Here is a 25,149-nt window from a genome sequence, read left to right as displayed (position 1 = left end):
TTACTGGAGTGCGGGAGTAAATTACGACATGATTGTGTTGTGTATTCCATGACCAACGCTACAGCTGCGCCCGTCGCCGGGCCCGGTCCCGCGGGATCCAGCCCAGTGGCTGACGCCGACGAGCGGACCCGTGACCGCGTCCTTTCGGCGGTCCTGGAACACGGCCCCGTCAGCGCGGCCGAACTCGGCGACATGCTCGGATTCACCCCCGCTGCCGTGCGCCGGCACCTGGACCACCTCTCCCGCGCGGGCGTGATCGAAGTGAAGCGCATCGCCAGGCCCGGCGCCGGTGCAGGCCGCCCCGCCCGCCGCTACGTCCTCAGCTCCCAGGGCCAGTCCAGCCTGGGCAACGACTACCTGGACATCGCCGCCCTCGCACTCCAGCAACTGCAAAAGGTCGCCGGTCCGGACGCCGTCCGCGCCTTCGCCGTCGAGCGCTTCGCCGACATGGAAAAGCGCTACGCACCGGAAATCGAAAAAGCCGGGACCGATGTCCGCGACCGCGCAGCAGCCTTGTCGGCGGCCTTGAGCCGGGACAACTTCGTAGCCTCCACCGCTTCCATTGAAGCCAAAGCGCCCCTGCCGGCCGCGCTTTCCAGCGTCCAACTGTGCCAGGGCCACTGCCCCATCCAGCAGCTCGCGGCCCGCTTTCCCGTCTTCTGCGACGTCGAAACCGAAGTCTTTTCAAGGCTGGTGGGAGTTGACGTCCGGCGGCTTTCCACCCTGGCCCGCGGCGGACACGTGTGCACCACCCACATTCCTACAGGCAGGCTGTCTGCCAAACCGGCCACCGTGCCGGAGGCAGCCCCCGCCAGCCTGGATGAAGTAACCAACCATCAGCAAGAAAGGCCGTGATGACGGACCAACTATCAGAGAAAGCAGTAGCCGAAAACACTGTGATCTCGGAGATTCTGGAAAAGAATCCCGAGCTCCACGGCATCGGCAACTACGAGTACGGCTGGGCCGACAAGAACGACGTCGGCGCCAATGCACGGCGTGGTCTCGATGAAGAGGTAGTCCGGGACATTTCGGCCAAGAAGAGCGAGCCCGAGTGGATGCTCGACCTCCGCCTGAAGGGCCTGAAGTACTTCGACCGCAAGCCCATGCCCACCTGGGGTGCTGACCTCTCCGGCATCGACTTCGACAACATCAAGTACTTCGTCCGCTCCACCGAGAAGCAGGCTGCCACCTGGGAAGACCTGCCCGAGGACATCCGCAACACGTACGAGAAGCTGGGCATCCCGGAAGCTGAGCGCAGCCGCCTGGTCTCCGGCGTCGCCGCGCAGTACGAGTCCGAGGTGGTCTACCACCAGATCCGCGAGGACCTCGAAGCCCAGGGCGTCATCTTCCTGGACACCGACACCGCGCTGAAGGAGCACCCGGAGATTTTCCAGGAGTACTTCGGCACCGTCATTCCTGTCGGTGACAACAAGTTCGCCTCGCTGAACACCGCCGTATGGTCCGGCGGCTCCTTCGTGTACGTGCCCAAGGGCGTCCATGTGGAGATCCCGCTGCAGGCCTACTTCCGCATCAATACGGAAAACATGGGCCAGTTCGAGCGGACCCTGATCATCGCCGACGAGGACTCCTACGTCCACTACATCGAAGGCTGCACGGCCCCGATCTACACGTCGGACTCCCTGCACTCCGCCGTCGTCGAGATCGTCGTCAAGAAGGGCGCCCGCGTCCGCTACACCACCATCCAGAACTGGTCGAACAACGTCTACAACCTGGTGACCAAGCGCGCCGTCTGTGAAGCAGGCGCCACCATGGAGTGGATCGACGGCAACATCGGTTCCAAGGTGACCATGAAGTACCCGGCCGTCTACCTCGTGGGCGAGCACGCCAAGGGTGAGACCCTGTCCATCGCCTTCGCCGGCGAGGGCCAGCACCAGGACACCGGATCCAAGATGGTTCACATCGCGCCGAACACCAAGAGTTCCATCATCTCCAAGTCGGTGGCCCGCGGCGGCGGCCGCGCAGCCTACCGCGGCCTGGTCCAGGTCCGCGAGGGTGCCAAGCACTCCGCCAACACGGTGCGCTGCGACGCGCTGCTGGTGGACACCATCTCCCGGTCCGACACCTACCCGTACATCGACATCCGTGAGGACGACGTCCAGCTGGGACACGAGGCAACCGTCTCCCGCGTCAGCGAGGAGCAGCTGTTCTACCTCATGTCCCGCGGCATGCCCGAGGACGAGGCCATGGCCATGATCGTGCGCGGCTTCATCGAGCCGATCGCCCGCGAACTGCCCATGGAATACGCCCTTGAGCTGAACCGCCTCATCGAACTCCAGATGGAAGGATCCGTCGGTTAATGACTGCCGAAGCAACTACTGAAAAGGCGCGCATCGGCGCACCGTCGATCGCCGGCTTCACCGAGGAGGGCGAGCAACTCGTCGCCTCCAAGGTGGACCGCCACCACAGCCATGGCGTGCAGGTCATGGCCTCCCGCGCAGAGCGCCTGACCAGCCACGATGTGGCCGACTTCGCCCTGCCGAACGGCCGGGAAGAGGAATGGCGTTTCACCCCGGTCCGTGAACTGGCCAACCTGCTCTCCGACGCTGGCGCGGAAGACAGCGCCCTGGCCGTTTCGGTCGAGGCACCCGCTGCCGTAGTGCAGCGCGTGCTCCGCGCCGGCGAGGCCCCGCGCGGCGCCACCCTGGTCCCTGCCGACCGGGCCGCCGTCGTCGCCTCCGCCAACGCGGAGGAAGCCCAGCTCATCTCCATCCCGGAGAACGCCGAGCTGGACGCGCCCGTGCGCCTCGTCCTGACCGGCAACGGCGCAGGCCGCCGCACCAACTCGCACCACGTGATCGAAGCCGGAGCAAACAGCCGCGCCGTCGTCATCATCGAACACGACGGTTCCGCCGACCACAACGGCAACGTGGAGATCCTGGTCCGCGAAGGCGCCCAGCTCACCGTGGTTTCGGTGCAGCTCTGGGAGGACGACGCCAAGCACCTGGCGCAGCATGATGCCGAGGTGGCCAAGGACGCCGTCTACAAGCACATCGCGGTTTCCCTGGGCGGCAAGATCGTGCGCTTGAACTCCAACGTCCGGTTCGCCGGTGAGGGCGCCGAGGCCGAGCTCCTCGGCCTGTACTTCGCCGACGCCGGCCAGCACCTGGAGCACCGCTCCTTCGTGGACCACAACGTCGCCAACTGCAAGTCCAACGTCCTGTACAAGGGCGCACTGCAGGGCAAGGGCGCGCACACGGTCTGGGTTGGTGACGTCCTGATCCAGAAGCAGGCAGAAGGCACCGACTCGTACGAGAAGAACCAGAACCTGGTGCTGACGGACGGCTGCCGGGCGGACTCCGTGCCGAACCTCGAAATCGAGACAGGCCTGATCGAGGGCGCAGGCCATGCCAGCGCCACCGGCCGCTTCGACGACGAGCACCTGTTCTACCTGATGGCCCGCGGCATCCCCGAGGACGTTGCGCGCCGCCTGGTGGTCCGCGGCTTCCTCAATGAGATCATCCAGCAGATCAAGGTCCCGGCCCTCGAAGAGCGGCTGACCGAGGCTGTGGAACGCGAACTCGCGGCCACGGACAACTAGAGGACAGGCAGGAACGTATGAGCGGGACCCCCAAGGGCCAGCTGGTCTGCAGCGCCAGTGACATCAAGGTCAAGCAGGCGCTGCGCATCCTGGTCGACGGTTACCCCGTGGCCGTGGTCCGGGATTCGATGGGCGAAATCCACGCCATCGGCGACACCTGCTCGCACGCGGACATTTCCCTGTCCGAAGGCGACGTGGAAGGCTGCGCCATCGAATGCTGGGGCCACGGTTCGCAGTTCGACCTGCGCAGCGGCCAGCCACTGCAGTTGCCCGCCTACGATCCCGTTCCGGTGTTCGCCGTCGAGCTCGATGGCGACGACGTCTACGTGGACGTCACCAACGTTTTGAACGGCGCGGCAGTAGACAACTACTGACCGCCGCCAGCACCAGACTTACGAGCTAAAAGAAAGAAGAGCATGTCAACTCTTGAGATCAAGGACCTGCACGTCAGCATTGAGACGGAACAGGGCACCAAGGAGATCCTGAAGGGCGTCAGCCTGACCATCCGCACCGGTGAGACCCACGCGATCATGGGCCCCAACGGTTCGGGCAAGTCCACCCTGGCCTCCACCATCGCAGGCCACCCCCGGTACACCGTCACCAGCGGCACCATCACCCTGGACGGCGAAGACGTCCTGGCGATGAGCGTTGACGAGCGCGCCCGCGCCGGCGTGTTCCTGGCCATGCAGTACCCGGTGGAAGTTCCCGGCGTCACCATGACCAACTTCCTGCGCACCGCCAAGACCGCAATCGACGGCGAAGCACCCAAGCTGCGTACCTGGACCAAGGACGTCAAGGATGCCATGGAGAAGCTGCGCATCGACGCCGACTTCGCGCAGCGCAACGTCAACGAAGGCTTCTCCGGCGGCGAGAAGAAGCGCGTGGAGATCCTGCAGCTGGAGCTCTTCAAGCCCAAGTTCGCCGTCCTGGACGAGACCGACTCCGGCCTGGACGTCGACGCGCTCAAGATCGTCTCCGAGGGCGTCAACCGTGCCCATGCCGCAGGCAACATGGGTACGCTGCTGATCACGCACTACACGCGCATCCTGCGCTACATCAAGCCTGACTTCGTCCACGTGTTCGTGGACGGCCAGGTTGTCGAAGAGGGCGGTCCCGAACTCGCCGACCGCCTTGAGGAAGAGGGCTACGACCGCTACGCCAAGGGCGCCGGCGCTGCCAGCATCGCGGCTGCGGCCGCAGCACAGGCCTAGTAAGGACTTGCCATGACCGAAATCACGCCGGGCCGCACGGCCCTGGAGGACGTCGAAGAGGCGCTCAAGGACGTCATCGATCCTGAGCTTGGCGTCAACGTTGTGGACCTCGGGCTGCTCTACGGCCTGAAGTACTCCGAGGACGACGGTGCGCTGTTGATCGATATGACGCTCACCACTGCTGCCTGCCCGCTCACCGACGTTCTCGAAGAGCAGGTGGGCAAGGCCCTGGACGGCGTCGTTGACGACTGGCGCCTGAACTGGGTATGGATGCCGCCGTGGGGTCCGGAACGGATCACGGACGACGGCAAGGACCAGATGCGGGCCCTCGGGTTCAACATCTAAGTCCCCATTGCTATAAGTACGACGACGGCCGGTTGCCTTTCACAGGAAAGGCAACCGGCCGTCGTCGTCGCGCTTAAATCGATTGCTGCGTAACTGCCGTTTTGACCCTTTAAAAGGGCCGTTACGGAGCAGTCGACGGGGTTAGAGGGTGGCGGCGGAGAAGGTGTCGCACTGCTTGATGTCGCCCGACTCGTATCCGCGGGAGAACCAGCGCTGGCGTTCCTCACTGGAACCGTGCGTCCAGCCTTCGGGGGAGACCCTGCCCGTCGCTGCCTTCTGGATCCGGTCATCGCCCACGGACGCAGCTGCCGACAGGGCGTCGTTCACATCCTGTTGAGTCAGGGGCTCCAGGTATGGCTGCCCGGTGTTCGGGTCCGGCGTCGTGGAAGCGTACTTGGCCCACAGGCCCGCATAGCAGTCGGCCTGCAGTTCGGTACGGACGGAGCCCGACTCCGGACCCTGCGGATCCTGCTGCGCCCGGTTCAGGTCGCCCAGCAGGTTCTGGACGTGGTGTCCGAATTCGTGGGCCACCACGTATTCCTGCGCCAGCGGGCCGCCTGAGGAACCAAACCGGTCCACAAGTTCCTGGAAGAAGCCCGGATCGAAGTAGGCGGTAGTGTCCGTGGGGCAGTAGAACGGGCCCACGTCGGAGGTGGCTGCGCCGCAACCGGTGTTGGTGCCACCGCTGAAGATCACAGCTTCCGGCCGCGGATACTGCACGTTGTACTGCTGCAGGTAGCCGGGCCAGAACGCATTGAGGCTGTTGACCGTGCCGGTGATCCGGCAATCCAGGCGGGCATCAGCGTCCGCGCCGGTACTGCAGGCCGGTGCGGTGCCTTGGGACTGTCCAGTGCCGGTGTCCTGAGTGAGGCCGCCGAGCATATTGGGGTTGATGCCCAGCAGGAGCGCAACGAGCAGCACCAGGCCGCCGCCGATCCCGCCGCCAACCTTCACTCCCCGGCCCATGCCGCGCCGGTCCTGGACCTGTGACGGATCCAGCTGCACGTTGTCATTGAAACTCATAAAGTCACAATACCCACCGGCCCGCCGCTCAACCCGTGCCGGCCGGTAAAGTTGGTGCGTGCCTTTCCTGAACAGAATCCAGCGCTGGGCGGAAGAGCGGCCGCACGACACCGCCGTCGTGCTTGCCGGCCGCCGCCTTGACTGGGCAACGCTGCGGGATGAAGCGGCGGCCATGGTGGCGGAAACGAAGTCGGTCACCACCCTTTGCGAAGCCAACTCGGTGCACTTTGCCGTGTCCTTTGCAGCCGCGGTGGCCGGCGGCCGCCAGTGCGCAGTCCTGGACCCCGCCTGGCCTACGGCCTTGCAGGAGGACATTGCCCGCCGGGTGGAGGCGTGTGCGGCCGTTGCCCCTGTATCCCCGGACGACACCCTGGCCGACGGCCCACCGGAGTCCAGTTTCCTCATCGGCCTCACCTCCGGCACCACCTCCGTGCCGAAGGCCTTCACCCGGTCCCGCCGGTCCTGGCAGCAGTCCTTCGACGCCTCCATCCAGTTCTTCGACCTCCGCCACGACGATGTGACCCTTGCGCCGGGTCCGCTCGCGGCGAGCCTGAACCTCTACGCCCTCGCCGAATGCCTTTATGCCGGCTCCGAGTTCCAGGCCCTCGAAACCTTCGACGTCGGCGACGTCCACGCAGCGATCACCCATGACCGCGTGACCCGGCTGGTCCTGGTCCCCACCATGCTGCGCATGCTCAGCGAACGGGGGATGACGGGCTGCGTTGACGCCTCCGGCATCCGGACGATCATCTGCGCCGGATCCAAGCTTGACGCCCGCACTTTGGAGGCGGCGCGGAGGTGGGCGCCCCATGCCACGATCTACGAGTACTACGGTGCTTCCGAACTGAGCTTTGTCTCGGGCGTGGGACTTGCAGCCGGAGAGTTGGCCGCGGGAGGCACCGGCATCGGCCGTCCGTTCCCGGGTGTTGACGTCCGGATCCTTGATGACGGCGGGGCCGAGGTGCCGGAGGGAGCCTACGGAAACATCTGCGTCCGCAGCGGAATGGTCAGCAACGGCTACCTCTGGGGCGACGACGGAGAGGCACTGCGGTCCTTCGACGGCTGGTTCACCGTGGGGGACCAGGGCTACCTGCAGGCGGGCGAGCTGCACATCCTCGGCCGACGCGCGGACATGATCCTCACCGCGGGCAGGAATGTCTACCCGCACGAGGTGGAACTGGCACTGGCCGCCGTTCCCGGCGTGGGCGCGGCGGTCGCCGCGGGGATGCCCGATGACCTGCGCGGCCAGCGGGTGGTGGCGGGTGTGGTCCCCTCGCAGGGCGGGATCACCGCCACCCAACTGCGCGCAGGCCTGGAGAACATCCTGGCCCGGGACAAGCGGCCGCTGCAGTACTTCCTCCTCGCCGAACTGCCCGTCACGGACCGCGGCAAGGTCAGCCGGAACCTGCTGCTGGATTGGATCGATTCCCGAGACCCCAGGGTGCGCGCCCTTGCCGGCTGAGCTCCTTCCCCCTGAACGCCAGCCGGTCATCATCGCGGCCCGGCGGACCCCGGTCTGCCGCACGAACGGGGCCCTGCGGACGCTGCGGGCCCACGAACTGCTGGCCCCGGTCCTGCGCGAACTCGTGTCCAGCCTAGGGTTGGACGCTGGATCCGTCGATGACGTCGTGATCGGCAATGCCGTGGGCGGCGGCGGGAACGTCGCCCGGCTGGCCCTGCTGGAGGCGCGACTTCCGGTGGGCGTGCCGGGACTCACGGTGGACCGGCAATGCGGTTCAGGCCTGGACGCCATCGTGCTCGCCGCGCGGCTGGTGGCAGCGGGCGGCAGCCCGCTGTACCTGGCAGGCGGCGTGGAGAGCACCAGCACGGCCCCCCTGCGTGCCCACCGGAATGACGACGGCGGCCCGGAGTTCTACAGCCGCGCACAGTTCGTGCCGGAAAGCTACGGCGATCCGGACATGGGCGTCGCTGCGGAGACCGTGGCGACCGAATACGGCGTCGGCCGGGACCGGCAGGATGCGTTCGCCCTGGCCAGCCATCAAAAAGCCCTCGCTGCCGCCAAGGATGGCGTGTTCGATGCCGAGCTGGTGCCCCTGGCCGTCGACGGGGGAACCGTGTCTGTGGATGACGGCCCGCGCCGCAGCCTGACGACCGCCCTCATGGGCCGTTTCCCTGCCGCCTTCGTTCCCGGGGGAACTGTCACGGCCGGGAACTCCTGCCGTGACGCGGACGCTGCTTCCGCCGTCGTGGTCACCTCTCTGGCGCGGGCCCGGCAGCTGGGGGCTGAAGACGCACTGCTGGTGCGCGGGACCGGAACTGCCGGCGTTGCCCCCGGTGTCCTGGGCATCGGCGCTGCCGTGGCCGCCCGTGACGTGCTGGCCACGGCAGGCGTGACGGCGGCCCAGGTAGACCTGGTGGAGTTCAACGAGGCCTTCGCATCCCAAACCCTGGCGTGCCTGGACCAATTGGGAATCCCGTCCGCGCGGGCGAACCTGGACGGCGGGGCACTCGCGCTGGGCCACGCCTACGGTGCATCCGGCGCCGTCCTGGTGACGCGGCTGCTGGCGCAGGCGCGCAGGTCGGCGACGCCGGGAAGCCTGGGGCTGGCCATGATCAGCATGGCCGGCGGTATGGGGACTGCAGCCTTGCTGGAGTACCAGCGGCCGCTGTCCCGCTGACGCTTGAAGCGCCTCAATCCTCCGCTTCGGCGAGCCCCCGGGCGGCCAGCGCTTCGCCTGTCTGGCGGGCGAACGCCACTGAGGTGATGAACACGGGAAGCACCAGCGCGCGGGGGTTCCGCTCCAGTCCCCGGGCCCGGGCGGAATCCCTGACATCCGAGAACGTGCCGGCGATGTAGGGGATGCTTCGCAGCATGATGCCGATGGTGAGTGCGAAGCGCTCGGGGTCCGCGCCCAGCCTCCGGAACGGCCCGGCCGCCTTGACCACACCGTCCAGCAGCCGCTGCACCGGGGTGGTGGCGGTGAGCAGGGAGGCGGCGACGATGCAGACGAGGATGTTGAGGACGATCCGGGCGGCCGTGGGGGCGCCCAGCTGCCACCACTGGAACGCGCCGATCACCAGCAGCACCGCGGCGAGGGGACGGACCGCGCGCCAGAGCCGCTTCGCGCCGGCGCCGGTCAGCAGGAAGAGGCCGCAAAGGACCACCAGCATGGCAGCGGAGATCCGCCAGTCCACAATGATGAAGGATGCCAGGCCGCAGGCAAAGACCAGGAGGAACTTCAGTCCCAGCGGGCAGCGGTGGAGGACGGAATCGCCCGGCACGTAGTTGGCCAGCAGGAAGCCGTGCGCCCTCACCGGATGTCCTGCCCTGGGGCACCGGGTCCTGGGGCGCCGAGGCCTTCAAGGCTCCAGGAACGGTAGGCCGCCACGGCGTCCGCCGGATCGCCGTCGAACGCCACCCGGCCCTGTTCGATGACCAGCACACGGTCCATGTCCATGGCGAGGTCGAGGTCGTGGGTGGACATGATGATCTGCTGGTCCAGGCCCGCCAAGGTCCGGCGGAGCAGTTCCCGGTTGCGCAGGTCCAGCAGGGTGGACGGCTCATCGAGCACCAGGACTTTCGGGTCTACGGCCAGGACGGCGGCGAGCGCCATCAGCTGCCGCTCCCCGCCGGAGAGTTCGTAGATGCTCTGGTCGGCCAGGGGCAGCAGGCCAAGACGCTCGAGCGCAGCCTCGGCGTGGGCGCGCCGCTCGGCGCCGTTGCGCACCGAACGCCGCAGCGAGAGTTCCACGTCTTCCCTGCCGGTGGGCATCACCAGTTGCGAGAGGGGATCGGTGAAGACGAAGCCGACGTTCCGGCGGACTTTCCGCACGGCACGAACGGTGTCGTCGCCGTCGACCGTGACCGTGCCCGCGGTGGGCTGGATGAGCCCGTTGACCAGCCGCAGCATGGTGGACTTTCCTGATCCGTTGGCGCCGATGACGCCCACCCGGGCTTCGTCCAGGCGCAGGTTGACCGCATCGAGGAGGACCTTGGGCTGCGGAGAGTCGTCGCGTTCGACGGCGATTGCCACCTGGTCGAAGATCACTGCGGGCATGGTTCGGTCCTAGGCCTTTGCGGCGGGGATTGCGGTGCGCCGAACGCGGCGGACCAGGACGTCGGGGAAGGCGCGGTGCAGCGCGACGGCGATGGCGGCGGCGAGGATGTTCTTGATGATGTCCCCAGGGTAGAAGACCAGGTCGCTGATGAAGGCCTGGGCGATGGTGGCCTTGGAGTTCAGGGCGATGCCAAGGATGCCCAGGGAGTGCACCACCACAACGCTGGTGGCCGTGGCTGACAGGAAGAACCACAGGGCGCGCGCCTTGGTGGTCCGCCGGATCACCACGGTGGCCAGCCATCCCACGATTCCCGCGGCGATGGGGAAGGCGATGATGTATCCCGCGGAGGGCCCGGCGAGGATGATGAGGCCGCTGCGGCCCTGGCTGAAGATGGGCAGGCCGGCGAGGCCGAGCAGGGTGTAGAGGCCGACGGCGGCGAATCCGCGGGCGGGTCCAAGCACCAGTCCGGTGAGCATCACAGCCAGGGTCTGGAAGGTGATGGGGACGCCGAAGCCGTTCAGGGCCAGGCCCGGCACCAGGGCTGCGCCGGCCACCAGGGCGGCGAAGACGGCGATCAGTCCGAGGTCTGTGCCGTTCCACCGGCGGCGTTGCGTGCGGGGACTGTTGGTGGTGGGGGTTTCGGTGCTGCTCATGGCTGTCCTGTCGGGGTTGTACAAGCGGAATCTCATGTACTGCCGACGTTACCGGGGCGGGGTGGCCGTCATTTTGTAGGCTGCCTACTAAGACAAGGGGCCGGCGCTGAGGGCTGGACACAATCCTGCCGCGCCGGGACTTTGAGGGTGCATATGAAGGAAGGCTGCTCAGGCAGGGAGCGGCAGCACCAGCAGGTAGCCGGCGGGGAGGTTGCTGCTCCACCGCCGGGGCTCGCGTACGACGAACTGGGTGGCGAGCTGCTCCGGGCTGAGCAGGCTGTTCGGCGGGGGCGAGGGTCCCCACTGCCCGCTGCCGTAGGGGTAGAGCGGATCCAGCACGCGGATGCCGGTCACCGAAAAGTCCGCGAATTGCCGGGGATCGCCGATCGACTCGAACCCGCTCATTACCCAGGCGTGGCGGCCACTCCACATGACCAGTCCCACCGGCCTGCCGGTATCGGTGAGGGCGCGGGCAGCGGTGCGCAGCGCGGTGCCATAGTCCGCGATGCTGACGAGGCCATAAGGCCCCATCCCGGACTGGGCCAGGATGTCCGCCCAGCCATAGGGGTTGGCGCCGTTGAAGGAGTCTGACGACCGCGCCCGCGCCATCTCCCACAGGGTGCCCTGCTGGGTGCGGTCGGACCAGGTGGCGGTTCCGGTGGCATCGATCAGGTTGTGCGCCATTTGGATGCTCGCCGCGACGCACCAGTCGAACGTGTACTGCGGCACGAAGTCGCCCTCCTGGTAGAGGTTGAGGGCGAATGGCTGCGGAGCCGGGGGTGGCGTGGGAGCCGGAGAGGGCGTCGGAGATGCCGGGGGCTCCGGCCCGGACGTGGAAGCAGGAGCGGATGTGGCCGCGGCGGCAGGGGCCGGGGCGGAGGAAGAAGGAGCCGGGGCGACGGTGGCGGCCTCGTGGAGTCCGACGGCGGGTGTGCAGCCGGAAAGGAGGGCCGCCAGGATGACGGACCAGACCAGGAGGCGGGAACGGGCGCCAGTCATGATCTGGCCAGTTTAAGCCTCAGAACGCGTAGCGGATACGGCAGTACGGCGCGATGCTGCCGACCAGGTCGGTGAGCTGCCTGACGTACCGCGCCTTGGTTCCGGCACGGTAGCGGACGTTCGTGAAGCCGTTGGAGGACACCTTGGATTCCTGCAGGTCCGGGCGCCAGAGCACTCGTTCGGCCTGGGGGTGCCAGCCCAGGTTGACCTCGTGCAACTGCTCGTTGTGGGTGAGGAAGATAATCTCCGCCGCCAGCTGGGCCTTGGCGGCGGCCGAGAGCGTGGCATCGAGTTCCCGCAGCAGTTCAGCCCAGTCGCTGAGCCAAGTGTCCGTGACGATCACGGGGGAGAAGTTCACGTGCACCTCATAACCGGCGTCGACGAAGTCGTTGATGGCTGCCATGCGATCGGACACCGGCGACGTCCTGACGTCCACCGATTTCGCCAACTGCGCGGGCATGAGTGAAAACAGGATCCTTGTGTGTCCGCCGTGGTCCCAGTCCAGCAGGGCGGGATTGACGTACTTGGTGGCGAACGACAGCTTCGCGGTGGGGATATCGCGGAAGAGCGTCACGAGGTCCTCCACGTTCCCGCTGATCAGCGCGTCCACGGAGCAGTCGCTGTTTTCTCCGATGTCGTACACCCATAGCTCGGGATCACACTGGTTGGGCTCCAGCTTCAAACCCTGGCGCACGGCATGCCGCTCCACCGCCCCGGCGATCTGGTCAATGTTCGCGAACACTGTGACCGGGTTGCTGTAACCCTTATGCCGGGGGACGTAGCAGTAGGCGCAAGCCATGGCGCACCCGTTCGCACTCGAAGGGGCAATGAAGTCGGCGGAGCGGCCGTTCGGCTTAACAGTCAATGCTTTCTTGACGCCGAGAACCAGCGCTTCGGTCTTGATCCGGGACCAGCGCGGCACGTTCGCTTCGTCGCCGTGTACCTCCGGGATGTTCCAGTGGTTGTCGACCAGCACGACGTCTGCTTCCGGCCAGCGTTCGGCGATCTCCCTGCCCCGGGGTAGCTCCAGGGCAGCCTGCTGCGCGTAAATACGGCGGATTTGCAGCAAGCGATCGAAATGCATGTCTCCATTCTTGCCGGGTGCCGGCGGTGCCGGGGCGGTTTAAGCCCTGGGCGTCCGCCGCGGCAGCCCGCCGTCGTTGGTGCAGGCGGACCAACGGTAGACTTGGATGGGCCGTTCTGCGGCCCGTTGCCGCCCATGCCCCTGACGCCTCGGGGGTGGCGGCCCACCCCCTTGCTGAAAGGCCTTACCTGCTGTGATTACTGTCCAGGATCTTGAACTGCGTGCCGGCGCCCGGCTCCTGATGGACCAGGTGAGCTTCCGCATCGACAAGGGAGACAAAATCGGGCTGGTGGGGCGGAACGGTGCCGGCAAGACCACCCTGACCCGGGTCCTTGCCGGCGAAGGGCTGCCCGCCGCCGGCAAGGTGACCCGCAGCGGCGAAATCGGCTACCTGCCCCAGGATCCACGCACGCCTGACATGGAACAGCTCGCCCGGGACAGGATCCTGTCGGCACGTGGCCTCGATATCGTCGTCGGGAAGCTCCGGAAGGCGCACGACGAAATGGCCAGCGAGGACGCGGATGTCCAGCGGAAGGCCATGGCCCGTTACGACCGGCTGGAGTCCGAATTCCTCGCCGCCGGGGGCTACGCCGCCGAAGCCGAGGCTGCTTCGATCTGTTCCAACCTTGCACTCCCGGACCGCTTGCTGAACCAGCCGCTCAAAACGCTCTCCGGCGGCCAGCGGCGCCGTGTCGAGCTGGCCCGCATCCTCTATTCGGATGCCGAGACAATGCTCCTGGACGAGCCCACCAACCACCTTGACGCCGATTCCATTGCGTGGCTGCGTGACTTCCTGAAGAACCACCAGGGCGGCCTGATCGTCATCAGCCACGACACCGACCTGCTGGAAGCCACGGTCAACAAGGTCTTCCTGCTGGACGCCAACCGCGCCCAGATCGACTTCTACAACATGGACTGGAAGCGCTACCTCATCCAGCGGGAGACCGACGAGCGTGCACGGAAGCGTGAACGCGCCAACGCCGAAAAGAAGGCACAGGTCCTGATGGACCAGGCCAACAAGATGCGGGCCAAGGCGACCAAGGCTGTCGCCGCGCAGAATATGGCCAAGCGTGCCGAACGCCTGCTCAGCGGCCTGGAAGCGGTCCGCGAGCAGGACCGCGTGGCAGCGCTGCGGTTCCCGGACCCGGCGCCCTGCGGCAAGACCCCGCTGACCGCGGACGGGCTCAGCAAGTCCTACGGCTCCCTGGAGATCTTCACCGACGTGGACCTGGCGATCGACCGCGGCTCCAAGGTGGTCATCCTGGGGCTCAACGGCGCCGGCAAGACCACGCTGTTGCGGATGCTCGCCGGGGTGGACACCCCGGACACCGGCGAAGTTATCCCCGGCCACGGGCTCAAGGTTGGCTACTACGCCCAGGAACACGAAACCCTGGACCACAACCGCACCGTGCTGGAGAACATGCGCTCGGCTGCCCCCGACATGAAGGACGCCGAAGTCCGCGGGATCCTCGGCTCATTCCTGTTCTCCGGGGACGACGTCGACAAGCCCGCCGGCGTGCTGTCCGGCGGCGAGAAGACCCGCCTGGCCCTCGCCACCATCGTGGCGTCCAGCGCGAACGTCCTCCTCCTCGACGAACCCACCAACAACCTGGACCCAGCCAGCCGCGCGGAGATCCTGGGCGCGCTGCGCAACTACACCGGCGCCGTCGTCCTGGTCAGCCACGATGAAGGCGCGGTGGAAGCCCTGAACCCCGAACGCGTGGTCATGCTTCCCGACGGCGTCGAGGACCTGTGGAACGAGGACTACCTGGACCTGATTACGCTGGCCTAGCGGACCTGCAGTTCCTGCGCTCCGGTGATCCGGAGCAGCTCACGGTAGGTGATGCTGAACATGGACTTGTGGTCACCTGCTCCTGCCCAGAGGAGACTGTGGGTCTGCAGGGACTCGTCGAGCAGGGTCCTGATTCTCTTCGGGTGGCCTACCGGGGCCACTCCGCCGACCTCCTGGCCCGTGTGTTCCAGGACGAAACGCGGTGTTGCGCGGCGGATCTTTCCCGTTCCCAGCTGCCGGGCAACCAAAGCGGTGTCCACCCTCGCTGCGCCGCTAGCCAGGATCAGCAGCGGATCACCACCAACGTCGAAGATCAGGCTGTTGGTGATTGCCGCGAGGTCGCACTCCAGCGCTTCCGCGGCCGCGGCCGCCGTAGGGACCCCTGCCACGAAGGTGCGCACGGTGTCGCCGATGCCGGCAGTAACCAGGGCCGAACGCACCAGGGCGACCGGGCCGCCGTCGTCATCCGTCATCCGTCAGTACCCCTGCGCATCCAGGAGGGCGTCCTCTTCTTCCTCGGCCGTCGCCTTCTTCCGCTTGCGCTGGACAGGCGGCCGACGGCGGGCAGTCACCGCTGCATGGACGGTCCCTTCGTCATCCAACTCCTCGTCCTCGGCGTCAATGGCCGCATTGCGCGCCTGCTGCCGGGCGGCATACCCGAAGCCGACGAACATCAGGACGCCGAAGGCGAACCACTGCAGCGAGTAGGACAAATGTGTCCCTTCGTCCGTGGACGGCTTGGGGAACGGGACCGGCATGTCGGCGACGGGCGGCGTTTCGGAGGCAAGCTGGCCATAAGCGCCGGTGCGGAGGGGATAACCCAGCTGCGCGGCGTACGTCGGGAGGTCAATGGAGGCCAGCTGTCCTTCCGGCGCCCCGCGCTGCAGTTCCGGCTCCCCGTGCTTCAGGCGGACCACGGCGGTCACTTCGCCGGACGGAGGTGCCGGCACCGAGTCCGGGCTGCCGGGATTCCTGTTGCCGATCGGCAGCCAGCCCCGGTCAATGACGACGGTTTCGCCGGTGGCCAGCCGAAACGGAACCACTACTTCGTAGCCCGGTTGGCCGTTCAGCGGGCGGTTCCGCACAATGCGCTGGCCGTCAGCGAGGTACGAGCCTTTGAGCTCCACCTGGGTCCACTCCTTGGCAGGGTCCAGCTGGTTGAATTGGTCGCTGGCCTGGGCGAAAGGAATCGGGGTGGCGGAATAGTTGGCAACCACCCGGTTGATTTCGGCCAGCGTCTCCGCCCTCCGGTCCATCTGCCAGCGGCCCAGGAAGACGCACGCGGTGGCAAAGATGGCGGCCAGCAGCAGGTAGCCCAGCCACTTGCTGGAGAAGAGGAAACGGTACATTCAGATGTCCTGCTCCATCGAGCCCGTGCCGTCGGCCTCGAGGGGCACAGTTTCCTTCCACAGCCCGCGGGTCTGCAGGTAGTCCTGGAGCCAGTCCCGGTGGTCCGAACAGGCAAGCCAGATCTTGCGGCGGTCCGGTTCGTGGATCTTCGGGTTGTTCCAGAGCAACTGCCAGGACGCCTGCGCCCGGCACGCCTTGCGGGAGCAGATGGCGCCGGCTTCGGACTCGACGTCGGTCCCTGCCGCGAAGTCAAAGATGCTCATGATGCGTGGCGCTCCTCTCCAGGCCCCGGTTCATCGTCCTTGACGAGTTCACCCTGCAGCACGGCGCTGCCGGCCTCACCGTCCACAGGGAGGGCTGGGCTTTCAATCTCCGCCAGGGGAGCGGAGTCAAGCAGCAGGTCGCTGTGGACCTCCGCCTTGTCGCTCCCATTGGCTATCACCACGGCGATCCAGGGAAGGAAGACGGCTCCGGCCACCGCAATGATCTTCAGCCAGCCATCCAGCACGAAGATCAGGATCAGGCACACCATGCGGATGCCCATGGCCAGGGCGTACTTGATCATCCGCTCACGCATGTCTTCCGAGTGCGCGGCCGCGGCATCGGTAATGCTGTGGACCTCGGTGTCACCCGAGAACCGTCCCGGTTCTTCGGGCGCGGAGTGTCCCGCATGGTTTTCAAGGGTCACGGTGATTGATCACGCTCCAAAGGCTTCCCTTAATTCTCGCACCATCGGCAGTGCTGCCCAAACCCGCGCCGGGGCTGCCGCTAAGATCAAAGGCAGCCCAAACCACACCTTGCTACCGCGGCGCCGCCTGCCGCAGATTCCGGAGCCCCTCCATGACTGAAGCAGTTCCCGCCGCCCGCAGCGTCCTGATCACCGGCGGCAACCGCGGCATTGGCCTGGCCATCGCGGAAGCGTTCCTGGCCAACGGGGACAAGGTGGCCGTGACGTACCGCAGCGAGGCGAAGCTGCCGGAAGGCATCCTGGGCGTCAAGGCTGACGTGACCGATGAAGCGTCCGTCGACGCTGCCTTCAAGGAAGTGGAAGCCGCCCACGGTCCGGTGGAGGTCCTGGTGGCCAACGCCGGCATCACGAAGGACACGCTGCTGCTGCGCATGAGCGAGGACGACTTCACTTCCGTCGTCGACACCAACCTGACCGGCGCCTTCCGGGTCATCAAGCGCGCGTCCAAGGGCATGATCCGGCTCCGCAAGGGCCGCGTGGTCCTGATTTCCTCCGTGTCCGGCCTGTACGGTGCGCCCGGGCAGATCAACTACTCGGCGTCCAAGGCGGGCCTGGTGGGCATCGCCCGGTCCCTGACCCGTGAACTCGGCTCCCGCGGCATCACCGCCAACGTAGTGGCTCCCGGCTTTATCAACACCGACATGACTGCCGAACTCCCCGAGGCCACCCAGAAGGACTACCTGGCCAGTATCCCCGCCGGGCGCTTCGCCGAGGCCTCCGAGGTGGCCAATGTGGTCCGCTGGATCGCCAGCGACGAAGCAGCCTACATCTCGGGTGCGGTCATCCCGGTGGATGGCGGCCTTGGCATGGGGCACTGACCCGCCGACCCCTGCGCTGCAGGAACTAGCCGCACGGTCCTTATTTGTCGGACCCGGACAAGGGGATACGGCAACCGTCGCTGGCAAGATGGACTGCAGGCCACAACGATTTAGACGTTTCGAACAAAGGAAGCATGCATGGGACTGCTGGACAACAAGACGGCCATCGTTACCGGATCCTCGCGGGGCATCGGCGCTGACGTCGCCAAGATTCTTGCCTCGGAGGGCGCCGCCGTCGTCGTCAACTACCGCCAGAAGGCGCCCCGCGCCAACAAGGTGGTCCAGGGAATCGAAGCCGCGGGCGGCCGTGCCGTCGCCGTGGGCGCCGACCTGACCACGCAGGAGGGCGTACAGGCCCTGGCCAGCGCCGCCATGGAGAACTTCGGATCCCTGGACATCCTGGTCCTGAACGCTTCCGGCGGCATGGAGACCGGCATGGGTGAGGACTACGCGCTCAAGCTGAACCGCGACGCCCAGGTGAACATGCTCAACGCCGCGGTGCCGCTGATGAAGGAAGGGTCCCGCGTGGTGTTCGTCACCAGCCACCAGGCCCACTTCATCAACACCGTCCCCACCATGGCCGCGTACGAGCCGGTGGCCCGGAGCAAGCGCGCCGGCGAAGACGCGCTGCGGGAGCTCATTCCCAACCTGGCGGAAAAGGGAATCTCCCTCGTGGTGGTGTCCGGTGACATGATCGAAGGCACGGTCACTGCCACGCTGCTGGACCGCTCCACCCCGGGTGCCATCGAGGCCCGCCGCGCTGAGGCAGGCAAGCTGTACTCCGTGGAAGAATTCGCGCAGGTTGTGGCCGGGATGGCCACCGCCGACGTCGAATCCGGCCACACCGAGTACGCGGGTGGAGCAGACTACTTCGGCAAGGGCGCGCCGCCGGCTTCCAGTTAAGCTCCGACGTCTCCTGAGTTGGCAGCTCGCGGCCGTGCCCGTCCCGGACATTGCCGCGGGCTGCCAGCCCCGTTTAAAGCCCGTGTCTTAAGGGAAGGCGGCAGGCGATAATGAAGGCATGACGCCTGGGCAGCCCATGTTCTGGCTTCCGTTGCTGGTTCTGGCCGCCGCGGTTATTTTCTGGGCCTACTGCCTGGCCGACTTCACCCGGGCTGATCCCCGCCGGATCCGGGGAATGACCCGGGACGCGTGGCTCGTCCTGCTGGTAGTGGGCAATGTGTTCGGGGGCCTGGCTTGGCTGATTGCCGGGCGTCCCCGCCCGCGCTAGCGCCTGTTCAGACGCCGGCCACGTGCCGGACCGCGTCCAGGTACGGCATGTTCAGGGCGGCGTCGGCAACCGCGCGCACAGCGGGCTTGGCGTTGAAGGCCACCCCGATGCCGGCAGCGCCCAGCATGTCCAGGTCATTGGCCCCGTCCCCTACGGCAATCGTGTGCTCCAGTGCGATGCCTTCGGCAGCAGCCCATTCGCGCAGGTACTTCTCCTTGGCGGCGCGGTCCACGACGGCGCCGAGCACCTTGCCCGTCAGGGCGCCGTCCACGATTTCCAGTTCGTTCGCCTGCCAGTAGTCCAGGCCCAGCTCCGCGGCGATGGGCTCCAGGATCTGGTTGAACCCGCCGGACACCACGGCCACCACGTGCCCTGCTGCCTTGAAGGCGGCCACAAGCTCCGCCGCCCCTTCGCTGAGCTTCACCTCGTTCCGGACGGATTGGACGACGTCGGCCGGCAGCCCCGCGAGCACCGCCACGCGGGCGTGCAGGCTTTGGGCGAAGTCCAGCTCGCCGCGCATGGCGGCTTCGGTAACGGCGGCGACCTCTTCGCGCTTGCCAGCGTAAGCGGCCAGGAGTTCAATGACTTCCTGCTGGATCAGCGTGGAGTCAACATCCATGATCAGCAGCTTCCGGGCGGCGGAGCGGAGGGCGGCCGGGACCAGGGCCGTATCAAAACCGTCGATGGCGGCATCGGCCACGGCGCGGCGCAGGGCGGCAAGGCCGGCGGCGGTGGTGTCCGGCAGTGCCAATTCGGTGGCGTGGACCTGGTAGCGGCTGTCACCGGCGGTGGAGGCAGACAGCACCTGGGCGCCCTGCCCGGTGAGGACGGACTGCAGCTGCTCCATCCCGGTTGCGGTCAAATTCGGGCCATAGCTGACCGCAGTCACGTTCGAAGTCATGCCTGCAATCTTAGTCAGCGGGGGGCTGCTCCCTTGAATCTGTTGCGCCGGGCGAAGCGGGGGACGGGGCCCGGACGCCTCTGTCGAAGTCGTGGGCACCGGCCTACGATGGGTTTGGGCTGGGTACCTTATTGGATGCATCCTGACACGGGAGGGCACTGTGGACCAGCTGACCGATATTCCCGGTGACACCACGGCGTCACGCTTCGCCTACGCAGCGGCGGCCACAGGGGCCGTGGGGGTTGTGACCCTCGCCGCCATGTACGCCGTGGAAGTTCCCCGCGGGGGTCCGTACGTTTTTGGCACCATCAACGACGCTACCGGCGCCGTGTTCAACGTTCTGGTCATCCCCGTCATCCTGCAGGGTCCACCGCCGGGTGCCGCCGGCGGCGTGGACCGAGCCTGTGAAATGGCTTACCGTCACCGCCTGTGCGGCCGGCGCCGCCAGTTCCGCACTGCTGGTCCTCAGGGTGCTGGACTTCAACACCTCAACGGCCGTGTCGGTGGCGTCCATCACGCTCCAGGGTGGCTGGCTTTTCGTGGTCCACCGCCGCCTCCGCGGTGTACAGGGATACCCGCAAAAGCTGTCCCGGTTGGGCCGGTTCATCGGTGGTGCGCTGCTGGCGGGACTGCCGGTTGCTGGTGCAGGCTACGTTCTCGAGGGGCCGGAGTGGCTGCGGATGGCCGTGATGGGGGCCGGGATCGCTACGGGTGCAGCAGCCTGGCTGGCCTGGCCGTACTGGTACCTCCGGGCAGGGCTGTTCCTCAACCACAAGCCCCGCAGCGGGACGGCACCTGCATCTCCCCTGCAGGCGACTGGCTGAGGGCGCCCACATCCGGCGCTGATCCGGTGCACGTCATGCTTTTGGTGCAGTCACACCGGTTATCAGTCGGCCTCTTTTTTGTCCTAGTGTCTATTCCTATGAGTGATGTTCTGGAATTGGACTCCGTCAGCGTTGTCCGAGGCAAAAAGACCCTGCTGGACAAGGTCGACTGGCAGGTCAACGAAGGCGAGCGCTGGGTGATCCTTGGCCCCAACGGCGCCGGCAAGACCACTCTCCTCCAGATCGCGGCGGCGAGGCTGCACCCCAGCAGCGGTACCGCCGGCATCCTCGACGAGGTCCTGGGGCGCGTTGACGTCTTCGAACTCCGCCCCCGCATCGGCCTCTCCTCCGCGGCCCTCGCCACCCAGATCCCGGAACACGAGAACGTCCTCAACGTGGTGGTCACCGCCGCGTACGGGGTGACCGGCCGCTGGCGGGAGGGGTACGAGCGCGACGACGAACGCCGCGCCTTCCGCCTGCTCAACGACTGGGGCATGGGGCCGCTGCTCAACAGGACCTTTGCCACGCTGTCCGAAGGTGAACGCAAGCGCGTCCAGATCGCCCGCGCCCTCATGACGGATCCCGAGCTGCTGCTGTTGGACGAGCCCGGCGCCGGACTGGATCTCGGGGGCCGCGAGGAGCTGGTCCACAAGCTCGGCGAGCTCGCCCGCGACGAGGCGGCGCCGGCCATGGTCCTGGTGACGCACCACCTCGAGGAAGTCCCCCCTGGATTCACCCACGCCATGCTCCTGCGTGACGGCGGCGTCGTTGCGGCAGGCCCCATCACCGAGGTCCTGACCGAAGAGCACCTCAGCACCACCTTCGGCCTGCCGCTGGACGTGTCCGAAAACGGCGGCCGCTACACGGCCACAGCCCGCCGCTAGAACAGGCCGCCACCAGTACCTTGGAACTCTTCGGCAGCATCATTGTGTCCATCGCCGGCCTGTGGGCCGGCACCATCAATGCGGTGGTGGGCTCCGGCACGCTGGTCACTTTCCCCGTGCTGATCGCCCTGGGGGTCGCTCCCGTCGTCGCCTCCATGAGCAACGCCATGGGACTGGTGGCGGGCACGGCCGCCGGAGCCTTCGGCTACCGGCGCGAACTGGCCGGCCGTGGACGGCAAGTCCTGCGGCTGCTGCCGGCGTCGGTCCTGGGCGGCATATCGGGCGCATGGCTCCTGCTGCACCTGCCCGAAAAGGTCTTCCACTACGTCGCGCCGGTCCTGCTGGTCCTGGCGCTGCTCATGGTCGTGTTCCAGCCGCGGCTGCAGGACTGGGTACGCAACCGCGAGGCAAACCCCGAGCACGCGGTGCGGGACAAACGCCACGGCATCCTGCTGCTGGTTTTGGTGTACCTGGCCGGTGTCTACGGCGGCTACTTCGTTGCAGCACAGGGCATCCTGCTGGTGGGGATTCTGGGGGTGTTCCTGACCGGCACCATCCAGAACGCCAACGCCATGAAGAACATCCTGGTGCTCGGCGTCAACATGGTGGCGGCCCTCTCGTACCTGCTCTTCGCGTTCGACCGGATTAACTGGCCGGTGGTGCTGCTCATTGCAGTCAGTTCCACCATCGGCGGCCTGCTGGGCTCGAAAGTCGGCCGCAAGCTATCGCCCCGCGTCCTCCGTGCAGTGATCTTCGCCCTGGGCATCGTGGCACTCGGCGTGATGATCGCCAACCTGCTGAAATAATCGCCCGGTGACCTTCCACTACCTTGAGTCCGCCGACGATCCGCGCGTCAGCGATTACACCACCCTGACCGATGTGCACCTGCGCAAGCTCCGCGAACCGGCAGAAGGAATGTACATCGCAGAATCGTCGCGCGTACTCCGCCGCGCCCTCGCAGCCGGGCACCAGCCGCGCTCCTTCTTCCTCGCCGAGAAATGGCTGGCCGACCTCGACGACGTCTTCAAGGCCTACCCCGATGTTCCTGTGTTCATCGGCTCGGCTGCGCTGCTGGAGGAGATCACCGGTTTCCACCTGCACCGCGGTGCCATGGCGGCCATGCAGCGCCCCGCCCCTGTTCCCCTGCCGGACCTGCTCGCCGGAGCCCGCCGCGTGGCGGTCCTGGAGGACATCGTGGACCACACCAACGTCGGCGGTTCCAAAGTACAAGGGCAGCAAACCGCTGAACTACGGGGACGATCGAGAATCGCGGTACTTGAGAACCTTACCGATCACACAAATGTAGGAGCGATCTTCCGCAGCGCCGCAGCCATCGGCGTCGACGCTGTCCTGGTCTCGCCCCAGTGCGCCGACCCGCTCTACCGACGCTCCATCCGGGTGTCGATGGGCACTGTGTTCCAGGTGCCGTGGACCCGGATCGAATCATGGCCTGGAGACCTCGAGGTCCTCAAGGAAGCAGGCTACTTTTTGGCCGGCATGTCGCTCGGCGAAGGTGCCATCACGCTCGATGAGCTGGTCGCCCTGGACCATCAGAACTTGGCGCTCGTCTTCGGCACCGAGGGCGAGGGATTGAGACCTGAGACCGATCAGGTGCTCGACGCACGGGTGACGATTCCGATGATGAACGGCGTAGATTCGCTCAACGTCGCTGCCTCGTCGGCGGTCGCCTTCTACGCGACTAGGTAGTGGCTGAACGTACCATTTGCTACCCCCCGTCAGGCGCGCGAGAGCCGCAGCACGAGTCTTGACGACGGCCAGGTCACGCCGAGGCGATGAGGCGGGGGAGGTTTGAGAGCGCTCCGGCGGCATGGGCTCGGCTGCGCTCGCGAGCCTCGGGGATGCGTGGGTCGTCGGCGTAACGCTCCAGCTCGGCGAAAGGATACAGCCGGCTCGTGCGCGACCAGGCGGACACGGCGGGATGCTGGCCGCGTGCCCGGGCGTTCGCCATCAGCGCGGCGTAGGCGATGAGGAAGTCGACATTCCGATCCCAGAGGTGCAGCGGGGGGCACAGCTTGTTCTTCTGGTCGTCGTCGTGGAGTTCCGCTTCGACGACGCCAAGCATCGCGTACTGGAAGGAGACGGTGCCCCAAAACATCGGCTGAAGCGTGATGCGGCCAGGTTCGAAGATCGGACGAAGTGGCGGCCGGACGAGCCCCGACGCCGCGCAGTGGACGTGGAGCGTGTCGCGTGTCGTGGGGATGACACCGTCGTCGAGGATGATGCGGTCGCGCTCGACAGTACGCACGTGGCCGAGGCGGACGACATCCTCGATTTGCCGGAGGAGGGCGATCTCGGCTTCCCCGACGATCGCGCCGTGGAACATCGTGGGTGGCACCGAGGGATCGACCCGCAGCAGGATTCCCTGTTCGTCGAGCCGCGCGAAGAGATCGTCAACCGTCGTCGCTTGGGCCATGGCCTCGATCTGTGCGGCGTTCGCGACGTACTGCTCGACGACTTGGTCGTGCGGCTGCAGGTAGCGTCTATTCGGCCACCAGCCCTCGCGCGGTTTGATCCAAGTGAGGTCGGCGGGATCCACACCCCGCTCGAGAAGCCACACACACGTGTCGAGGGCGGTCTTTCCCGCGCCGATCACGGTGAAGCGTCCGGCCGGGTGGGCGAGTCGGGCGAGCCCACCGGTGGGGATGCAGCGGACTCCCTCGGCCACGGCGAACGGCGGGGCGGAGGTGGCGGGGATGCGGCCCTCAAGATACCTGGCATCCACCACGCGGCGGCGCACGGTGACGGGCACGGTGCGGCCGTCCAGGCGGGAGACGATCCGACCCCCGTCAACGAACTCGCACTCGGGCAGGTAGACAACACGACCGGTCGGCAGGAAGACCCGCGTCATCGCCTCTTCGAAATGCGCGCAAATTTCGCTCGGGCCGGCCAGCTCGTACATGCCTGCGTTCGTGCCGCTGACGTCGCGTCTGTCGGCTCCGAACGGCACCGATTCGACGCCGTAGAGGTTCGCGGGCTGGTGCAGCCGAACGAACGGATATGCGTCCTGCCAGTGTCCCCCGGGCGCGTGCCGACGATCGACGATCGCCACCGTGGCATCCGAATGCGCGAGGATCCGGTCGGTGAAGACCATCCCCGCTGTCCCTGCGCCGACTACCAGATAGTCGGCTTCGATGCGCCCGCGCACGCACTCACAGTAAACCCGGCCGTCTGCGCAGGGGAACCCTCCGGTGCGCAGGTACGGTCGGGCGGCCGCCCGAAGGTAATCGCCCGGTCTGCGCCTGACCTACGGGCGGAAGAGCTGCTCGAACGTGCCCGGCTTCCGCCGGCCCGCCGACAGTCGCTCCCGCTCCCGAACAGATTGCAACACCTACGAACGTCGGTGCCCTCTTCCGCTCCGCCGCAGCCCTGGACATTGACGCCGTGATCGTCTCGCCCCGCTGCGGTGACCCGCTGTACCGGCGCAGTGTCCGGGTCAGCGTGGGCACTGTGTTCCAGGTGCCCTGGGCGCGGCTGCAGGACTGGCCCGGCGACCTCCAGGTACTCAAGGACCACGGCTTCACCGTCGCCGCCCTGGAACTGACCCCGGACGCCGAAGGCGCCGGCATGAGCGCCGGGGCCCTTGCCGCCGTCGACCTCGCCGTTAAAATCCCCATGCGCAATGGCGTGGACTCCCTCAATGTGGCCGCGGCCTCGGCGGTGGCTTTCTGGAAGCTGCGCGCCCGGAC

Annotated in this window: 28 protein-coding genes and 1 pseudogene; 17 read left to right on the top strand and 12 right to left on the bottom strand. The window is 66.9% G+C overall.

Translation table 11 applies throughout. From position 1 onward, the window contains the following. The first annotated feature begins 48 nt into the window (after window positions 1-48). The 6 genes from AC3IMC_RS11675 to AC3IMC_RS11650 are packed head-to-tail and all read left to right on the top strand — an operon-like array spanning window position 49 to window position 5,115. A complete protein-coding gene (locus AC3IMC_RS11675) occupies window positions 49-855 on the top strand; it encodes a helix-turn-helix transcriptional regulator (RefSeq protein ID WP_490918725.1) in 807 nt (268 codons plus the stop codon). Then, window positions 855-2,318, top strand: coding sequence for a Fe-S cluster assembly protein SufB (gene sufB / locus AC3IMC_RS11670; protein WP_490918724.1), 1,464 nt, complete (start codon window positions 855-857; stop codon window positions 2,316-2,318). Before AC3IMC_RS11675 ends, sufB begins: the two co-directional genes overlap by 1 nt. After that, window positions 2,318-3,559: a Fe-S cluster assembly protein SufD gene (sufD, locus tag AC3IMC_RS11665; RefSeq protein ID WP_490918723.1), complete on the top strand. Its 1,242-nt coding sequence runs from the start codon at window positions 2,318-2,320 to the stop codon at window positions 3,557-3,559. Before sufB ends, sufD begins: the two co-directional genes overlap by 1 nt. Window positions 3,560-3,576: 17 nt before the next feature. Beyond that, window positions 3,577-3,933: a non-heme iron oxygenase ferredoxin subunit gene (locus tag AC3IMC_RS11660; RefSeq protein WP_490918722.1), complete on the top strand. Its 357-nt coding sequence runs from the start codon at window positions 3,577-3,579 to the stop codon at window positions 3,931-3,933. Window positions 3,934-3,975: 42 nt separating this feature from the next. Next, window positions 3,976-4,770, top strand: coding sequence for a Fe-S cluster assembly ATPase SufC (gene sufC / locus AC3IMC_RS11655; protein ID WP_490918721.1), 795 nt, complete (start codon window positions 3,976-3,978; stop codon window positions 4,768-4,770). Window positions 4,771-4,782: 12 nt separating this feature from the next. Beyond that, window positions 4,783-5,115, top strand: coding sequence for a metal-sulfur cluster assembly factor (locus tag AC3IMC_RS11650; protein WP_490918720.1), 333 nt, complete (start codon window positions 4,783-4,785; stop codon window positions 5,113-5,115). A 141-nt stretch (window positions 5,116-5,256) separates the two neighbouring features. Here the strand turns inward: AC3IMC_RS11650 and ypfJ are convergent, their stop codons facing one another. Then, window positions 5,257-6,138: a KPN_02809 family neutral zinc metallopeptidase gene (gene ypfJ / locus AC3IMC_RS11645; RefSeq protein ID WP_490918719.1), complete on the bottom strand. Its 882-nt coding sequence runs from the start codon at window positions 6,136-6,138 to the stop codon at window positions 5,257-5,259. 58 nt (window positions 6,139-6,196) lie between these two features. On the opposite strand from ypfJ, the gene AC3IMC_RS11640 reads away from it, so the two are divergent. After that, window positions 6,197-7,600 carry a class I adenylate-forming enzyme family protein gene (locus AC3IMC_RS11640; RefSeq protein WP_490918718.1) on the top strand — a complete coding sequence of 468 codons (1,404 nt, stop codon included), beginning with the start codon at window positions 6,197-6,199 and terminating at the stop codon, window positions 7,598-7,600. Continuing rightward, complete coding sequence (locus tag AC3IMC_RS11635; protein WP_490918717.1) at window positions 7,590-8,777, top strand: thiolase family protein; 1,188 nt, start codon at window positions 7,590-7,592, stop codon at window positions 8,775-8,777. The genes AC3IMC_RS11640 and AC3IMC_RS11635 overlap by 11 nt, the downstream gene beginning before the upstream one ends. Window positions 8,778-8,790: 13 nt before the next feature. On the opposite strand, the gene AC3IMC_RS11630 is transcribed toward AC3IMC_RS11635, so the two are convergent. From AC3IMC_RS11630 to AC3IMC_RS11610, 5 genes are all read right to left on the bottom strand, one after another. After that, window positions 8,791-9,414 carry an energy-coupling factor transporter transmembrane component T family protein gene (locus tag AC3IMC_RS11630; protein WP_490918716.1) on the bottom strand — a complete coding sequence of 208 codons (624 nt, stop codon included), beginning with the start codon at window positions 9,412-9,414 and terminating at the stop codon, window positions 8,791-8,793. Continuing rightward, complete coding sequence (locus AC3IMC_RS11625) at window positions 9,411-10,157, bottom strand: energy-coupling factor ABC transporter ATP-binding protein (RefSeq protein WP_490918715.1); 747 nt, start codon at window positions 10,155-10,157, stop codon at window positions 9,411-9,413. The genes AC3IMC_RS11630 and AC3IMC_RS11625 overlap by 4 nt, the downstream gene beginning before the upstream one ends. Window positions 10,158-10,166: 9 nt before the next feature. Continuing rightward, the gene (locus tag AC3IMC_RS11620) at window positions 10,167-10,811 is read right to left on the bottom strand and encodes a biotin transporter BioY (RefSeq protein WP_490918714.1); all 645 of its coding nucleotides are present in this window, start codon (window positions 10,809-10,811) and stop codon (window positions 10,167-10,169) included. 168 nt (window positions 10,812-10,979) lie between these two features. Continuing rightward, window positions 10,980-11,810 carry a hypothetical protein gene (locus AC3IMC_RS11615; protein ID WP_490918713.1) on the bottom strand — a complete coding sequence of 277 codons (831 nt, stop codon included), beginning with the start codon at window positions 11,808-11,810 and terminating at the stop codon, window positions 10,980-10,982. Window positions 11,811-11,829: 19 nt separating this feature from the next. Beyond that, on the bottom strand, window positions 11,830-12,894 hold the full coding sequence (locus AC3IMC_RS11610) for a spore photoproduct lyase family protein (RefSeq protein ID WP_490918712.1): 1,065 nt from the start codon (window positions 12,892-12,894) through the stop codon (window positions 11,830-11,832). 193 nt (window positions 12,895-13,087) lie between these two features. On the opposite strand from AC3IMC_RS11610, the gene abc-f reads away from it, so the two are divergent. Next, a complete protein-coding gene (gene abc-f / locus AC3IMC_RS11605; RefSeq protein WP_454486354.1) occupies window positions 13,088-14,686 on the top strand; it encodes a ribosomal protection-like ABC-F family protein in 1,599 nt (532 codons plus the stop codon). Here the strand turns inward: abc-f and AC3IMC_RS11600 are convergent. From AC3IMC_RS11600 to AC3IMC_RS11585, 4 genes are read right to left on the bottom strand one after another with little or no spacing between them, the layout of a single operon-like run. Beyond that, window positions 14,683-15,159: a YbaK/EbsC family protein gene (locus AC3IMC_RS11600; RefSeq protein ID WP_490918711.1), complete on the bottom strand. Its 477-nt coding sequence runs from the start codon at window positions 15,157-15,159 to the stop codon at window positions 14,683-14,685. The two genes, abc-f and AC3IMC_RS11600, sit on opposite strands and share 4 nt — an antisense overlap. Window positions 15,160-15,162: 3 nt before the next feature. Next, window positions 15,163-16,035, bottom strand: a complete 873-nt coding sequence (locus AC3IMC_RS11595; protein ID WP_490918710.1) for an SURF1 family cytochrome oxidase biogenesis protein — start codon at window positions 16,033-16,035, stop codon at window positions 15,163-15,165. Then, on the bottom strand, window positions 16,036-16,299 hold the full coding sequence (locus AC3IMC_RS11590) for a hypothetical protein (RefSeq protein WP_490918709.1): 264 nt from the start codon (window positions 16,297-16,299) through the stop codon (window positions 16,036-16,038). It lies immediately after the preceding gene. Further along, complete coding sequence (locus tag AC3IMC_RS11585) at window positions 16,296-16,724, bottom strand: DUF3099 domain-containing protein (protein WP_490918708.1); 429 nt, start codon at window positions 16,722-16,724, stop codon at window positions 16,296-16,298. Before AC3IMC_RS11585 ends, AC3IMC_RS11590 begins: the two co-directional genes overlap by 4 nt. 152 nt (window positions 16,725-16,876) lie before the next feature. On the opposite strand from AC3IMC_RS11585, the gene AC3IMC_RS11580 reads away from it, so the two are divergent. The 3 genes from AC3IMC_RS11580 (at window position 16,877) to AC3IMC_RS11570 (ending at window position 18,833) form a co-directional block, all read left to right on the top strand. Beyond that, a complete protein-coding gene (locus AC3IMC_RS11580; protein ID WP_490918707.1) occupies window positions 16,877-17,602 on the top strand; it encodes a beta-ketoacyl-ACP reductase in 726 nt (241 codons plus the stop codon). Window positions 17,603-17,740: 138 nt separating this feature from the next. Then, a complete protein-coding gene (locus AC3IMC_RS11575) occupies window positions 17,741-18,505 on the top strand; it encodes an SDR family oxidoreductase (protein ID WP_490918706.1) in 765 nt (254 codons plus the stop codon). A gap of 118 nt (window positions 18,506-18,623) precedes the next feature. Further along, window positions 18,624-18,833, top strand: coding sequence for a PLDc N-terminal domain-containing protein (locus tag AC3IMC_RS11570; protein ID WP_490918705.1), 210 nt, complete (start codon window positions 18,624-18,626; stop codon window positions 18,831-18,833). A gap of 7 nt (window positions 18,834-18,840) precedes the next feature. Here AC3IMC_RS11570 and serB read toward each other — a convergent pair whose 3' ends face one another. Beyond that, a complete protein-coding gene (gene serB / locus AC3IMC_RS11565; protein WP_490918704.1) occupies window positions 18,841-19,734 on the bottom strand; it encodes a phosphoserine phosphatase SerB in 894 nt (297 codons plus the stop codon). A 404-nt stretch (window positions 19,735-20,138) separates the two neighbouring features. Between serB and AC3IMC_RS11560 the strand changes: the two genes are divergently transcribed. The 4 genes from AC3IMC_RS11560 (at window position 20,139) to AC3IMC_RS11545 (ending at window position 23,149) form a co-directional block, all read left to right on the top strand. Continuing rightward, window positions 20,139-20,558 carry a hypothetical protein gene (locus tag AC3IMC_RS11560; protein ID WP_490918703.1) on the top strand — a complete coding sequence of 140 codons (420 nt, stop codon included), beginning with the start codon at window positions 20,139-20,141 and terminating at the stop codon, window positions 20,556-20,558. A 98-nt stretch (window positions 20,559-20,656) separates the two neighbouring features. After that, the gene (locus AC3IMC_RS11555) at window positions 20,657-21,442 is read left to right on the top strand and encodes an ABC transporter ATP-binding protein (RefSeq protein ID WP_221385082.1); all 786 of its coding nucleotides are present in this window, start codon (window positions 20,657-20,659) and stop codon (window positions 21,440-21,442) included. Between the two features lie 20 nt (window positions 21,443-21,462). Further along, on the top strand, window positions 21,463-22,248 hold the full coding sequence (locus AC3IMC_RS11550; RefSeq protein ID WP_490918702.1) for a sulfite exporter TauE/SafE family protein: 786 nt from the start codon (window positions 21,463-21,465) through the stop codon (window positions 22,246-22,248). Window positions 22,249-22,255: 7 nt separating this feature from the next. Beyond that, window positions 22,256-23,149: a TrmH family RNA methyltransferase gene (locus AC3IMC_RS11545; RefSeq protein ID WP_490918701.1), complete on the top strand. Its 894-nt coding sequence runs from the start codon at window positions 22,256-22,258 to the stop codon at window positions 23,147-23,149. A 73-nt stretch (window positions 23,150-23,222) separates the two neighbouring features. On the opposite strand, the gene AC3IMC_RS11540 is transcribed toward AC3IMC_RS11545, so the two are convergent. Beyond that, a complete protein-coding gene (locus AC3IMC_RS11540; protein ID WP_490918700.1) occupies window positions 23,223-24,608 on the bottom strand; it encodes an NAD(P)-binding protein in 1,386 nt (461 codons plus the stop codon). Window positions 24,609-24,775: 167 nt separating this feature from the next. On the opposite strand from AC3IMC_RS11540, the pseudogene AC3IMC_RS11535 reads away from it, so the two are divergent. After that, window positions 24,776-25,149: pseudogene (locus AC3IMC_RS11535) on the top strand (TrmH family RNA methyltransferase); the annotation flags it as partial.

It is taken from the genome of Arthrobacter sp. E70, assembly GCF_058266945.1.
Note: the sequence above shows the minus strand (reverse complement) of the source record. Positions and strands in the feature narration are given on the sequence as shown.